This window comes from Nocardioides dongkuii (assembly GCF_014127485.1).
GTDB classification, from domain to species: domain Bacteria; phylum Actinomycetota; class Actinomycetes; order Propionibacteriales; family Nocardioidaceae; genus Nocardioides; species Nocardioides dongkuii.
The window spans coordinates 2,596,061-2,608,628 of record NZ_CP059903.1 but is presented as its reverse complement, the minus strand read 5'-3'; the positions used below and the strand labels follow the sequence as shown (position 1 = coordinate 2,608,628).

General features: G+C 73.7%; 14 protein-coding genes. 11 read left to right on the top strand and 3 right to left on the bottom strand.

Features of this window, described 5'->3' with window-relative positions:
• Positions 1-4 precede the first annotated feature (4 nt).
• Positions 5-754, top strand: a complete 750-nt coding sequence (locus H4O22_RS12575; RefSeq protein WP_182523739.1) for a 16S rRNA (uracil(1498)-N(3))-methyltransferase — start codon at positions 5-7, stop codon at positions 752-754.
• Here H4O22_RS12575 and H4O22_RS12570 read toward each other — a convergent pair.
• Together H4O22_RS12570 and H4O22_RS12565 are read right to left on the bottom strand one after the other, a co-directional pair.
• Positions 751-1,806: a winged helix DNA-binding domain-containing protein gene (locus H4O22_RS12570; protein ID WP_182523738.1), complete on the bottom strand. Its 1,056-nt coding sequence runs from the start codon at positions 1,804-1,806 to the stop codon at positions 751-753. The two genes, H4O22_RS12575 and H4O22_RS12570, sit on opposite strands and share 4 nt — an antisense overlap.
• 122 nt (positions 1,807-1,928) lie before the next feature.
• On the bottom strand, positions 1,929-2,864 hold the full coding sequence (locus tag H4O22_RS12565; protein ID WP_182523737.1) for a Gmad2 immunoglobulin-like domain-containing protein: 936 nt from the start codon (positions 2,862-2,864) through the stop codon (positions 1,929-1,931).
• A 61-nt stretch (positions 2,865-2,925) separates the two neighbouring features.
• Here H4O22_RS12565 and H4O22_RS12560 point away from each other — a divergent pair, with 61 nt between their 5' ends.
• Together H4O22_RS12560 and H4O22_RS12555 are read left to right on the top strand one after the other, a co-directional pair.
• On the top strand, positions 2,926-3,270 hold the full coding sequence (locus tag H4O22_RS12560) for an HIT domain-containing protein (protein ID WP_244962951.1): 345 nt from the start codon (positions 2,926-2,928) through the stop codon (positions 3,268-3,270).
• Positions 3,267-4,520 (top strand): hypothetical protein, encoded by a 1,254-nt coding sequence (locus H4O22_RS12555; RefSeq protein ID WP_182523735.1) that lies wholly within the window; start codon positions 3,267-3,269, stop codon positions 4,518-4,520. The genes H4O22_RS12560 and H4O22_RS12555 overlap by 4 nt, the downstream gene beginning before the upstream one ends.
• A gap of 12 nt (positions 4,521-4,532) precedes the next feature.
• Here the strand turns inward: H4O22_RS12555 and H4O22_RS12550 are convergent, their stop codons facing one another.
• The gene (locus tag H4O22_RS12550; protein WP_182523734.1) at positions 4,533-4,823 is read right to left on the bottom strand and encodes a hypothetical protein; all 291 of its coding nucleotides are present in this window, start codon (positions 4,821-4,823) and stop codon (positions 4,533-4,535) included.
• Between the two features lie 120 nt (positions 4,824-4,943).
• Here H4O22_RS12550 and H4O22_RS12545 point away from each other — a divergent pair, with 120 nt between their 5' ends.
• The 8 genes from H4O22_RS12545 to era are packed head-to-tail and all read left to right on the top strand — an operon-like array spanning position 4,944 to position 12,564.
• Positions 4,944-5,978, top strand: coding sequence for a PhoH family protein (locus H4O22_RS12545; protein ID WP_182523733.1), 1,035 nt, complete (start codon positions 4,944-4,946; stop codon positions 5,976-5,978).
• Positions 5,975-6,472, top strand: coding sequence for an rRNA maturation RNase YbeY (ybeY, locus tag H4O22_RS12540; protein ID WP_182523732.1), 498 nt, complete (start codon positions 5,975-5,977; stop codon positions 6,470-6,472). Before H4O22_RS12545 ends, ybeY begins: the two co-directional genes overlap by 4 nt.
• The gene (locus H4O22_RS12535) at positions 6,469-7,788 is read left to right on the top strand and encodes a hemolysin family protein (RefSeq protein WP_182523731.1); all 1,320 of its coding nucleotides are present in this window, start codon (positions 6,469-6,471) and stop codon (positions 7,786-7,788) included. The genes ybeY and H4O22_RS12535 overlap by 4 nt, the downstream gene beginning before the upstream one ends.
• Positions 7,781-8,128: a cytidine deaminase gene (locus tag H4O22_RS12530; RefSeq protein ID WP_182523730.1), complete on the top strand. Its 348-nt coding sequence runs from the start codon at positions 7,781-7,783 to the stop codon at positions 8,126-8,128. Before H4O22_RS12535 ends, H4O22_RS12530 begins: the two co-directional genes overlap by 8 nt.
• A 57-nt stretch (positions 8,129-8,185) precedes the next feature.
• Entirely contained in the window at positions 8,186-9,571 is a 1,386-nt protein-coding gene (locus H4O22_RS12525) for an FAD-binding oxidoreductase (RefSeq protein WP_182523729.1), read from the top strand.
• The gene (locus H4O22_RS12520) at positions 9,568-10,851 is read left to right on the top strand and encodes a class I SAM-dependent methyltransferase (RefSeq protein WP_182523728.1); all 1,284 of its coding nucleotides are present in this window, start codon (positions 9,568-9,570) and stop codon (positions 10,849-10,851) included. Before H4O22_RS12525 ends, H4O22_RS12520 begins: the two co-directional genes overlap by 4 nt.
• Before the next feature lie 13 nt (positions 10,852-10,864).
• Complete coding sequence (locus H4O22_RS12515; protein WP_182523727.1) at positions 10,865-11,650, top strand: siderophore-interacting protein; 786 nt, start codon at positions 10,865-10,867, stop codon at positions 11,648-11,650.
• Positions 11,647-12,564, top strand: coding sequence for a GTPase Era (era, locus tag H4O22_RS12510; protein WP_182523726.1), 918 nt, complete (start codon positions 11,647-11,649; stop codon positions 12,562-12,564). Before H4O22_RS12515 ends, era begins: the two co-directional genes overlap by 4 nt.
• Positions 12,565-12,568 lie beyond the last annotated feature (4 nt).

The following is a 12,568-nucleotide window of genomic DNA, read 5'->3' as shown; positions in this document are numbered from 1 at the left end:
ACCGATGTCGCTGCCGGTCCACCTCGTCCCGTCGCTCGCGGGGGTCTCGGTCGGCGCCCCGGTGACGGTCGAGGGCGACGAGGCGCACCACGCGGTCGCCGTACGCCGGCTGCGGGTGGGGGAGTCGGTCGTGCTCACCGACGGCGCCGGCACCTCGGTGGTCGGCGAGGTGAGCTCCACCGGCAAGCGGGTCTTCGCGGTGACCGCGACGTCGGTGGACGTCGTACCCGCCCCGGAGCCGGTGGTCACCGTCGTCCAGGCGCTGCCCAAGGGCGACCGCGGCGAGCTCGCGGTCGAGGTGCTGACCGAGGTGGGCGCGGCCCAGGTCGTGCCGTGGGCCGCGTCCCGCAGCGTCGCGGTCTGGAAGGGCGAGCGGGCCGAGAAGGCCCTCGGCCGGTGGCGGGCGACGGCCCGTGAGGCGGCGAAGCAGGCCCGCCGGTCGTGGTTCCCGGAGGTCGCGCCGCTGGCGAGCACCGCCGAGGTGGTCGCGCTGGTCGAGGCGGCGTCGCTCGCCGTGGTGCTGCACGAGGACGCCACCCTCCCGCTGGCGTCGCTCGACGTGCCCGCCTCCGGGACGGTGCTGGTCGTCGTCGGTCCCGAGGGGGGCCTGACCAAGGAGGAGGTCGCGGCGTTCGTGGCCGCGGGCGCCGCGTCGGTGCGGCTCGGCGGCGAGGTGCTGCGTACGTCGACCGCCGGCGTCGCCGCGGTCGCCGCGCTGCTCTCCCGGACCCCGCGCTGGGGCGCCCCGGACTAGCGCGCCAGCAGGCGTTCGACCCGCGCCGACTCCGACGCGAGCCCGGACTGCTCGCTGCGGGTGAGCGGCCGCAGCGTCTCCAGGACGTGCACCCGGCCGTCCTCGACGCGCCACAGCCCCTCGAGCCAGCCGTCGACGAAGAGCGCGTTGGCGGTCCCGCCGTTCACGCCCATCCACGCGTTCCGCTTCTCGGGGTCGGTGACCCGGTCGCGCCGCGCGTGCGAGAGCCAGACGTTGTCGTAGCAGCCCAGCAGGCGCACCGGCGCCGGGACGTCCTCGTCGGCGAGCTCGCCGTCCGGGACGTCGTACAGGGTCCGGCCGGCGTCGTCCTCGTGCCGGACGAGGTCCGTCATCGCCGCCAGCACCGGGCCCAGCCGGGTGACCGCCGACCAGGCGGTGACGTCGGCCGCCGTCGCCGGCCCGAAGGCGCGCAGGTAGCGGCGCACGACCTCCGGGACGTCCGGGGGTGCGGCGTCCCAGCCGTCACGGCCGAGCCACGCGTCGGCGTACTGGTAGACGACGCCGCCGGACCGCTTCCAGCACCCGCGCGGGGGCAGCTGGGCCAGCGGCGCGGCGAGGCGCGCGACCTGACCGAGCGCGGTGGCCGGCCGGTCCGGGAAGGCCTCGGCCAGCCGCTGGGCGAGCTCCTTCTGGGCGAGCGGCCCGTCGGCGAGCGCCGCGCGGAGCGCCGCGGCGAACGCGGCGCGGTCCACGTCGGCGGCGCCGCGGACGTTCTGGCTGCTGCGCAGCTCCTGCTCCATCCGCGGCTGGGTCCAGGCCCGTAGCGGAAGCGCGTCCTCGGCCGCGAGGAGGTGGATCGTCCCGCGCATCGTCAGCAGCCGGACCAGGGTCCGGTCCTCGAGCCCGCGGGTGACGTCGGCGGGGTCGAGCTCGGAGAGCCGGGCGGCGAGCGAGAGGTACGGCGGCAGGTTCTCCTGGGCCTGCAGCCCCACCAGGTGCCGCGCCTCGTCGACCACCGCGGCGTCGACGCGCTCCAGCAGGTGCTGGCGCTGCAGCAGCGTCCGGTTGAGCCGCCTCCGGCTGAGCCTCACGCCCGCAACCTACGCCGACCCGGGGACAACCCCGCCGAGTCGGCGTGAGTTGACGCCGGGGAGCGCCAACTCACGCCGAGTCGGCGTACAACTCACGCCGACTCGGCGTAGGTTCTCCACAGCTACTCGACGGTGATGGTCTTGCTGTCGGCGTGGGGGCCGGGGCCCTCGCCGGCGGAGGGGTCGTCGGTCATCGCGACGAAGGTGTACTCGCCGGGCGCGAGGCCGGACACGTCGACCTCCGCCTCCCAGGGCCACAGCCGGTCCATCCAGCCCTCGGCGGTCGTGAAGCCGTCGAGGACGACCTTCCGGCCGCGCCGTACCTCCCACGGCACGGTGGCCTCGAAGGAGCTCGCGACCCCGCTGGCGGTGAAGGTGCCGGACACCGTCGCGCCCTCCTCGGGCGCGGTGACGTTGACCAGGCCCAGCACCTCGAGCGGCGGCCGGGCGGTGACGCCGCGGGCGGTGTCGACGCCGAAGAGCGTCACCGGCGCCCCGTCCAGGAACACCCGCACGGGGGAGCGCTCCTGCTGCACGCCCTGGAGCGTGAGGACCAGCTGCTGCGCCGCGAGCACCGACTCCTCCGAGGAGTCCTGGCCGGCCGGCGTCGTCCAGGACTCGTCGGCCAGCTCCACCCGGAACCCCTCGCGGTCGTGGGCGACGCTCGCGAACGCGCCGTCGGGGTACGCCGTCCGGTAGTCGGGGTCGAGCGCGTCGCCGGCGGTCATCAGCGCGGCCGCCGCCTCGAGCGGGTCCTCGGCCCCGACCCGGCGGAACTCGCGGAACAGCCGCGACCCCTGGGGAGTGTCCGCGACGAAGTAGACCGGCACGGTGACCGTCTCCTCGGTGGCCCCGTCCTCGGAGGGCGACGGCGACCCGGACGGCGACGTGGACGGCGACGTGGACGGCGACGTGGACGGCGGTGCGGACGGCGAGCCGCCGACGGGCGTGGGGTCCTCGGCGCGCGGCTCGTCGTCGTCGCCGCAGCCGACCAGGGCGACGGCGAGGGCGGCGGTCAGCGCGAGCGCGGCGACGCGGGTGCGGGGAAGGGTGGTCATGGCCCCATCCTCGGCCCCCGGGACGGGTTTCCGTGGGACCATGGCCCGGGAGGGAGCACCTGTGAACGACAACGACTGCCTGTTCTGCCGGATCGTCGCCGGGGAGATCCCGGCGGAGACCGTGCGCGTCACCGAGCGCACCGTCGCCTTCCGCGACATCAACGCGCAGGCGCCGCTGCACGTGCTCGTGGTGCCGAAGGACCACTACGCCGACGCGGCCGCGCTCGCGGCCGGCGACCCGGCGGCCTCGGCCGAGCTGGTCACGACCGCCGCGGCGGTCGCCGCCGCCGAGGGGTACGACGACTACCGGCTCGTCCTCAACACCGGAGCCGGCGCTGGGCAGACCGTCTTCCACACCCACCTCCACGTGCTCGCCGGCCGGCCGCTCTCCTGGCCGCCCGGGTGAGGCGCCTCCGGGCCCTGGCCGCAGCCGGCGTGCTCCTGCTCGCGGCCGCCTGCTCCGCCGGCGCCGACGAGGGCGGCACCGAGGACGGCGACGCCCGACCGGCCCCGACGACCAGCCCAGCCAGCCCGTCAGCCAGCCCGACCAGCCCGTCAGCCAGCCCGACCAGCCCGTCAGCCAGCCCGACCGGCTCCCACTCCGCCCACGCCGCGGCGAAGCCGGGCAGGCAGACGCCCCTGCGTCGCGGCGAGGACCGGCGCACGCTGACCATGCAGGCGTCGTACACGCCGTCCGCGCCGACCGGCGTCGGCACCGACGACTACCGCTGCTTCCTGCTCGACCCCGAGCTCGAGCGCGACTCCTGGCTCACCGGCACGAACGTGCTGCCCGGGGACCCCGACGTCGTCCACCACGTGATCCTCTTCCGGGTCCCTCCGGAGAAGGTGGCCGAGGCGGAGGCCAAGGACGCCGAGTCCGCCGACGAGGGCTGGACCTGCTTCGGCGGCACCGGGCTCGCCGGGGAGTTCGCCAACGTCGACGACGCCCCGTGGCTGGGTGCCTGGGCGCCCGGAGGCGACGAGGCCGTGACCCGTGCCGGGTACGGCGTGGACCTGCCGCGCGGCAGCCGGATCATCATGCAGGTCCACTACAACCTGCTCTCCGGCGCCGCGTCCGACGTCTCCGCGACCCAGATCCGCACCATGCCTCGCTCGACCGACCTCACGCCCCTGCACACGTTCCTGATGCCGGCGCCGGTCGAGCTGCCGTGCCGGCCGGGCCGCGACGACGGTCCGCTGTGCGACCGCACCGCCGCCGTCGAGGACGCCAAGGCACGGTTCGGGCAGGGACCCGGGTCCACGGCGGACATCCTCTACTTCCTGTGCGGCGGCGAGCCCCGGGCCTCGCGGACCACCTCCTGCACGCGCCGGGTGCAGCAGCCGGTCACGATCATCGGCGCCGCCGGCCACATGCACCTGCTCGGCCGCTCGCTCCACATCGAGGCCAACCCCGGCACCCCCGAGGCGCGCACCGTCCTCGACATCCCGCTCTGGGACTTCGACGACCAGGGCTCCCGGCCGGTAGGGCCGGTCGGCCTCGACGCCGGGGACACCGTGGAGATCACCTGCACCCACAGCCAGCGGCTGCGCGACAAGCTGCCGGCGTTCGCCGGCCAGCAGGAGAAGTACGTCGTGTGGGCCGACGGCACGACCGACGAGATGTGCCTCGGGATGCTGTCCGTCGCGTTCGGCTGACCCCCGGACCGCTCAGGGTCCGAGGTCGCGCACCAGCCGCAGCACGTAGAACACGACCGGCATCGCGAAGACCACGAGCATCACCCAGGCGGTGATCCGGTGCAGCGGCTTGGTGGCGTCGAGCTTGCCCGCGAAGTCGAGCAGCGCGCCGTCGGGGACCCGGTGGTCCAGGCCCATCCGCCGGGCGTCCTCCGGGAGGTGCTGCCCCGGGAACCAGGACGGCGGCGCGTCCTCGTCACCTCGGTCCCAGGAGTCCTCGTCGTCGTCCCAGGCCCCGTCGACGGGCTCCCGAGGCGCGGCCATGCGTCCACCGTACGTCGCCGGCCGCGCGACCGCCCGCAACCGGCTCGATGCGTGCGGACCGCTCCCGTAGCATGGAGCGCGCTCCAGCACCTTCCGGAAAGGCCGCCCGCACGGGCATCCATGACAGACAGCCACCACGACGGGGCCCCGCAGGGCCCTCGACCGACCACCCGCCACACCGTGGTCGTGCCGAACAGCATCAACATGGTCAGCCTCCTGGGGCCGGGTGATGAGCACCTCGGCATCATCGAGGGGGCCTTCACGGCCGAGATCCACGTCCGGGGCAACCGGATCACCCTCCACGGCGAGCCCGGCGAGGTCGCGCTCGCCGACCGCCTGGTCGAGGAGCTGGTCGCGATCATCCGCACCGGCCAGGGCGTCACCTCGGAGACCGTCGAGCGGGTGATCACCATGCTCCGCGCCGAGACCACCGAGCGCCCGGCCGACGTGCTGAGCCTCAACATCCTCTCCAACCGCGGCCGCTCGATCCGCCCCAAGACGCTGAACCAGAAGCGCTATGTCGACTCCATCGACAAGCACACCATCACCTTCGGCATCGGCCCCGCCGGCACCGGCAAGACCTACCTGGCGGTCGCGAAGGCGGTCCAGGCGCTGCAGTCCAAGCAGGTCAACCGGATCATCCTGAGCCGGCCCGCGGTCGAGGCCGGCGAGCGGCTCGGGTTCCTGCCCGGCACGCTCACCGAGAAGATCGACCCCTACCTGCGGCCGCTGTACGACGCGCTGCACGACATGCTCGACCCCGAGCTGATCCCCAAGCTGATGGCGGCCGGCACCATCGAGGTCGCTCCGCTGGCGTTCCTTCGCGGCCGCTCGCTCAACGACTCCTTCATCATCCTCGACGAGGCGCAGAACACCACGCCGGAGCAGATGAAGATGTTCCTGACCCGGCTCGGGTTCGGCTCCAAGATCGTGGTCACCGGCGACGTCACCCAGACCGACCTGCCCAGCGGGCAGAAGTCCGGCCTGCGTGCGGTCGAGGCGATCCTCGACGAGGTCGAGGACATCTCGTTCAACCGGCTGACCAGCCACGACGTGGTCCGGCACCGGCTCGTGGGCCGCATCGTCGCGGCGTACGACGACCACGACGCGCGCGCCGAGTCCGCCCTCGAGCGCAAGCAGGGGCCCCGCCCGTGAGCATCGAGGTCCTCGACGAGTCCGGGCACGACCTCGACGTCCAGCACCTGGCGACGCTGAGCCGCTTCGTGATGGACCGGATGCGGGTCCACCCGCTCGCCGAGCTGTGCATCAAGGCCGTCGACGAGGCGACCATCGCCCAGCTCAACGAGCAGTGGATGGACAAGGAGGGCCCCACCGACGTGCTGGCCTTCCCGATGGACGAGCTGCGTCCCGGCCTGGTCGACGAGGACCCGGAGGAGGGCGTGCTGGGTGACCTGGTGCTCTGCCCCGAGGTCGCCGTACGCCAGGGCGAGACCGCCGGGCACGGCACCACCGCCGAGCTCGAGCTGCTCACCGTCCACGGCATCCTGCACCTGCTCGGCTACGACCACGCCGAGCCCGAGGAGCACGCCGAGATGTTCGGGCTCCAGGACCGGATCCTCGCCGAGTGGCGGGCCGAGGACCGTGACGAGCCCGGCGCCGAGACCCGCGCCGACGGGGCGGCCAGGTGAGCTCCGGCGATATCGGGCTGCTGGTCTCGGCAGCCGCCCTGGTGGTCCTCGCGGGCGCCTTCTCCGCCGCCGAGGCCGCGCTCGCGTCGTTCTCCCACGCCCGCGCCGAGGAGCTCGCCGCCGAGCGCAAGCCGGGCTCCAAGCGGCTGCTGGCGATCCTCGGGGACCCCGCCCGCTACCTCAACACCGCGCTGTTCCTGCGGCTGCTGTGCGAGATCGCCGCGATCGTGCTGGTCACGCTCCAGATCGACGAGCAGTTCGACGGCGCGTGGTGGGAGAGCGTGCTCACCGCCATCGGCGTGATGCTCGTCGTCTCGTTCGTGGTGATCGGGGTCGCGCCGCGCACCCTGGGCCGCCAGCACAACGAGGCGGTGGCCCTGTTCTCCGCCGGCCCGGTCGCCGTGGTCACCAGCGTGCTGGGCCCGCTCCCGCGGCTGCTGATCCTGATCGGCAACGCGCTCACCCCCGGCAAGGGGTTCGACCAGGGCCCGTTCTCGACGGAGACCGAGCTGCGCGAGCTCGTCGACCTCGCGGAGGCCTCGTCGGTCATCGAGACCAGCGAGCGCAAGATGATCCACTCGGTCTTCGACCTGGGCGACACGACCGTGCGCGAGGTGATGGTGCCGCGCAACGACGTGGTCTACGTCGAGCGGCACAAGAACCTGCGGCAGACCATGTCGCTCTTCCTGCGCAGCGGCTTCTCCCGGGTGCCGGTCATCGGCGAGAACCTCGACGACATCGTCGGGTTCGCCTACCTCAAGGACATCGTGCGCCGCGACTTCGAGGCCCCCGACGCCGAGACGACCGAGCGGATCGACTCGGTGATGCGGCCGGTGCAGCACGTGCCGGAGTCCAAGCCGGTCGACGAGCTGCTCCGCGAGATGCAGGCCCGGCGCCAGCACATCGCGGTCGTCGTCGACGAGTACGGCGGCAGCGCGGGCATCATCACCATCGAGGACCTGCTCGAGGAGATCGTCGGCGAGATCACCGACGAGTACGACGAGGAGGGCGTCGAGGTCGAGCGCCTCGACGAGGAGGGCACGGTCCGGGTCTCCTCGCGCTTCCCGGTCGACGACCTCGAGGAGCTGTTCGGCTTCGACGTCGAGGAGGAGGACGTCGACTCGGTCGGCGGCCTGATGGCCAAGCACCTCGGCCTGGTGCCGATCCCGGGCTCGACGGTCCTGGCCCACGGGCTGCGGTTCGTGGCCGAGGACGCCGCGGGGCGGCGCAACAAGATCAGCACCGTACGGATCTCCCGGGTCGGCCGCGACCCGGAGGCCGCCGAGCAGGAGGAGAGGGACACCGCGGATGCCTGACGCCACGCTGTCGGCCGAGGACGCCAAGCTCGTCACCCTGGCGCGCGCCACCCGGGCGCGCACCCGCGCCGCGGAGGGCGCCGCGCTCCGCGACGCCGACGGACGCACGTACGCCGGCGCCACCGTCGCGCTGCCCTCGCTCAGCGTCTCCGCGCTGGGCGTGTGTGTCGCGATGGCGGTCGCCTCCGGGTCGACCGGGCTCGAGGCGGCGGTGCTGCTCACCGACGCCACCGAGGTCTCCGAGGACGACCTCGCGGCCCTGCGCGACCTCGCCGGGCCGGGGGTCACCGTCCACCTCGGCGACCCCCGCGGGACGGTCGGCTCGACCCTCTCCACCTGACCCTCCCGTCAGCGCGAGGAAACCCCGCCGACACGGCGGGGGAGTACCTTTGCTGGGGTGACACCGGCGGGCTCCCGCGCGAGGACACCCACCGCCGCCTGGCAGCAGCACGGGCGCGCGGTCGAGAGGCTGCGCGCGTCGTACGCCGCCATCCCGCCGGGCGCCCCGGTGCGGCTGGCGAAGCGGACCTCGAACCTGTTCCGCCCCCGCGCGGCCACCGAGGTCCCGGGCCTCGACGTCAGCGGCCTCACCGGCGTGATCGAGGTGGACACCGCGGGCCGCACCGCCGAGGTCCAGGGGATGTGCACCTACGAGGACCTCGTCGACGCCACCCTGCCCCACGGCCTGGCGCCGCTGGTCGTCCCGCAGCTGCGCACGATCACGCTGGGCGGTGCGGTCACCGGCCTGGGCATCGAGTCGACCAGCTTCCGCCACGGGCTGCCCCACGAGTCCGTGCTGGAGATGGACGTGCTGACCGGCGACGGCGAGGTGGTCACGACCGCGCCGGGGGACGAGCTCTTCGACACCTTCCCCAACAGCTACGGGTCCCTGGGCTACGCGACCCGGCTGCGCATCGAGCTCGCGCCGGTCGCGCCGTACGTCGCGCTGCGCCACGTCCGGGTCGAGCCGCGCCTGCTCCCGCGGACGATCGAGTCGGTCGTGGCGACCGGCGAGCTCGACGGCGTCCGGGTCGACGGGCTGGACGGCGTCGCGTTCGCGCCGGACGAGGTCTACCTGACCGTCGCGACCTGGCAGCAGGAGCCGGGGGAGACCAGTGACTACACCGGCCAGGAGATCTACTACCGCAGCGTCCGGGACCGCGGGACCGACCTGCTGACCGCGCACGACTACCTCTGGCGCTGGGACACCGACTGGTTCTGGTGCTCCGCGGCGTTCGGGGTGCAGCACCCGGTGGTCCGCCGGCTCTGGCCGCGGCGCTGGCGGCGCTCGGACGTCTACCACCGTCTGGTCGGCCTCGACGAGCGGTGGGGCATCGTCGCGCGCCTCGACCGGCGCGCCGGCCGCCCGCAGCGGGAGCGGGTCATCCAGGACGTCGAGGTCCCCGTGGACCGGCTGCCCGAGTTCCTCGCCTGGTTCGACGGCGCCGTCGGGATGCGGCCGGTCTGGCTGTGCCCGCTGCGCCTGCGCGGGGCGAAGGAGTGGCCGACGTACCCGCTCGCGGCCGGCACGACGTACGTCAACGTGGGCTTCTGGGGCACCGTCCCCGTCGGTCCCGACGCCCCCGACGGCCCGGTGAACCGGGCGGTCGAGGAGCGCGTCCACGCCCTCGGCGGGCACAAGTCGCTCTACTCCGAGGCGTTCTACGACCGGGAGACCTTCGACCGCCTCTACGACGGCGCGCACCTCGCGGAGGTCAAGCGGCGCCACGACCCCGACCACCGATTGACCGACCTCTACGACAAGGCGGTGCGAAGACGATGACCTCCTCCCCGAACGGGACCATGCCGATCGGCGACGCGCTCGAGCTGCTGCTGCGCGACGGGCTGCCGGTCCGCTTCACGGCGTACGACGGCTCGAGCGCGGGCCCCGCGGACTCGCCCGTCGAGCTCGAGCTGGCCAACCAGCGGGGGCTGCAGTACCTGCTGACCGCGCCGGGCGACCTCGGGCTGGCGCGGGCGTACGCCGCGGGCGACCTGCGCCTGCACGGCGTGCACCCGGGCGACCCCTACCCGGCGATGCAGCTGATCCTCCACCACACGAAGTTCCGGCGGCCCGGCCCGGCGGAGCTGCTGACGATCCTGCGCGGCCTCGGCCTCGCGAACCTCCGGCCGCCCCCGCCGCCGCCGCAGGAGCACCTGCCGCGCTGGCGACGCCTGGTCGAGGGCATGCGCCACTCGATGCGCCGCGACGCGGAGGCGATCCAGCACCACTACGACGTCTCGAACGCCTTCTACGAGCACGTCCTGGGCCCGTCGATGGCCTACACCTGCGCGGTCTACCCCGAGAAGGACGCCAGCCTCGAGCGGGCGCAGGCCGAGAAGCACGACCTGGTCTGCCGCAAGCTCGACCTGCGGCCCGGGCAACGGCTGCTCGACCTCGGCTGCGGGTGGGGCGGGATGGTCGCCCACGCCGCGGAGCACTACGGCGTGCGCGCGCTGGGCGTCACCCTCTCCCGCCCCCAGGCGTCCTGGGCGCAGGCGGCGGTCGAGCGGCGCGGCCTCGGCGGCCGCGCCGAGGTGCGGCACGCCGACTACCGCGAGGTGCAGGAGACGGGCTTCGACGCGATCAGCTCGATCGGGATGACCGAGCACATCGGGATCCGCGCGTACCCGGCGTACTTCTCCTTCGTCCGCGACCGCTTGCGCGACGAGGGCCGGATGCTCAACCACTGCATCACCCGGCCGCACAACCGGCCGGTGGCGACCGGGGCGTTCATCGACCGCTACGTCTTCCCCGACGGCGAGCTGATCGGGTCCGGGCGGATCATCACGGCGGCCCAGGACGCCGGGCTCGAGGTCATGCACGAGGAGAACCTCCGCGCGCACTACGCGATGACCCTGCGCGACTGGTCGCGCAACCTGGTGGAGAACTGGGACGCCTGCGTGGCCGAGGTGGGGGAGGGCACGGCGCGGGTCTGGGGCCTCTACCTCGCCAGCTGCCGGCTGGGGTTCGAGGGCAACGTCGTGCAGCTGCACCAGGTGCTCACCGTCCGGACCAGCCCCGAGGGCTCCGACGGATTCCCGCTGCGACCCTCGTGGTGACTAGCCTGCTCCGGTGAGCACCCGGGCCCGGCAGTACGACGCGCAAGTGCTGCGTCGCGAGCGGCTCACGCCGCACCTGCTGCGGCTGGTGCTCGGCGGCCCGGGGCTGGCGGAGTTCGCCTCGACCGGCGTGCCGGACGAGTGGGTCGGCCTGGTCGTCCCGGGACAGTTCCAGAGCCGCTACTACACCGTGCGGTCGTGGGCCGACGGCGAGCTGATGATCGACGTCGTCGTGCACGACGTCGGCCTGGTCACCGAGTGGGCGCAGCTCCAGGGTCCGGGGCAGGTGGTCGGCGAGACGGTGACGGTGACCGAGCCCAAGGGCTCCTTCGCCCCGCCGCCCGGCGCCGGGTGGCTGATGCTGGTCGGCGACCTGACCGCGCTCCCCGCGATGGCGCGGATCGCCTCCGAGACCGACCTGCCGACGCGGGTCTGGGCCGAGGTGCCGGAGCGGCCCGAGGGCTACCTGCCGGACGGGGTCGACGTGACCTGGCTGCCGCAGCCCGGCGACGGGCAGAGCGCGCTCGCCGAGGTCGTGACCGACCTGGAGTGGCCGCCCGGGGAGGGCTACTTCTGGATGGCCGGCGAGTCGGCGCAGATGCGCGCGATCCGCAAGCACCTGATGCGCGAGCGGCGGTTGCCCTCCACGGCGTACGACGTGATGGGGTACTGGCGAGGGGTGACCCAGCGCCAGCCCCGCGCGGTGGACCCGGGCCCGATCTGGCGGGCCGGCAAGGCCGCGGGCAGGACCGACGAGCAGATCTGGGCAGACTACGACGCAGCGAGGGATGGCACATGAGCGAGCACAAGAGTGGGTTCGCCTCGTTCGTCGGGCGCCCGAACGCCGGCAAGTCGACGCTGACCAACGCGCTGGTCGGTCAGAAGATCGTGATCACCAGCTCCAAGCCGCAGACCACCCGCACCGTGGTCCGCGGCATCGTGCACCGCCCCGACGCCCAGTTGGTGCTGGTCGACACCCCGGGGCTGCACCGGCCGCGCACCCTGCTGGGGGAGCGGCTCAACGACCTGGTCAAGACGACGCTCGCCGAGGTCGACGTGGTCGCGGTGTGCCTGCCGGCCAACGAGAAGGTCGGCCCCGGCGACCGGTTCATCGTCGCCGAGATGGCGAAGGTGCGGCGCACGATCAAGGTCGCCGTGGCGACCAAGACCGACCTGGCCACGCCGGAGCAGATCGGCCAGCACCTCCTCGACATCCAGCGGCTCGGCCAGGAGGCCGGCATCGAGTGGGCCGAGATCGTCCCGGTCTCGGCGAAGGACGGCGACCAGGTCTCGCTGCTCGAGGACCTGCTGGTGGGGCTGCTGCCGGAGGGGCCGCAGCTCTACCCCGACGGCGAGCTCAGCGACGCTCCCGAGGAGACGATCGTCGCCGAGCTGATCCGCGAGGCCGCGCTCGAGGGCGTCCGCGACGAGCTCCCGCACTCGATCGCGGTCGTGGTCGAGGAGATGCGGCTGCGCGAGGACCGCCCCGAGGACAAGCCGCTGCTCGACGTGCACGCCAACCTCTACGTCGAGCGCGACTCCCAGAAGGGGATCGTCATCGGCCACAAGGGCAGCCGGCTGCGCCAGGTCGGCACCGACGCCCGCAAGCAGATCGAGGCCGTCCTCGGCACCCCGGTCTACCTCGACCTGCACGTCAAGATCGCCAAGGACTGGCAGCGCGACCCCCGCCAGCTCCGCAAGCTCGGCTTCTGACCCG

What these genes read in the sequence shown, in the direction of transcription:
- H4O22_RS12575 (WP_182523739.1), top strand. Translation starts at nt 5, where the DNA reads ATGTCGCTGCCGGTCCACCTCGTCCCGTCGCTCGCGGGGGTCTCGGTC.
- H4O22_RS12565 (WP_182523737.1), bottom strand. Translation starts at nt 2,864, where the DNA reads ATGACCACCCTTCCCCGCACCCGCGTCGCCGCGCTCGCGCTGACCGCC.
- H4O22_RS12550 (WP_182523734.1), bottom strand. Translation starts at nt 4,823, where the DNA reads ATGGCCGCGCCTCGGGAGCCCGTCGACGGGGCCTGGGACGACGACGAG.
- H4O22_RS12545 (WP_182523733.1), top strand. Translation starts at nt 4,944, where the DNA reads ATGACAGACAGCCACCACGACGGGGCCCCGCAGGGCCCTCGACCGACC.
- H4O22_RS12530 (WP_182523730.1), top strand. Translation starts at nt 7,781, where the DNA reads ATGCCTGACGCCACGCTGTCGGCCGAGGACGCCAAGCTCGTCACCCTG.
- H4O22_RS12520 (WP_182523728.1), top strand. Translation starts at nt 9,568, where the DNA reads ATGACCTCCTCCCCGAACGGGACCATGCCGATCGGCGACGCGCTCGAG.
- era (WP_182523726.1), top strand. Translation starts at nt 11,647, where the DNA reads ATGAGCGAGCACAAGAGTGGGTTCGCCTCGTTCGTCGGGCGCCCGAAC.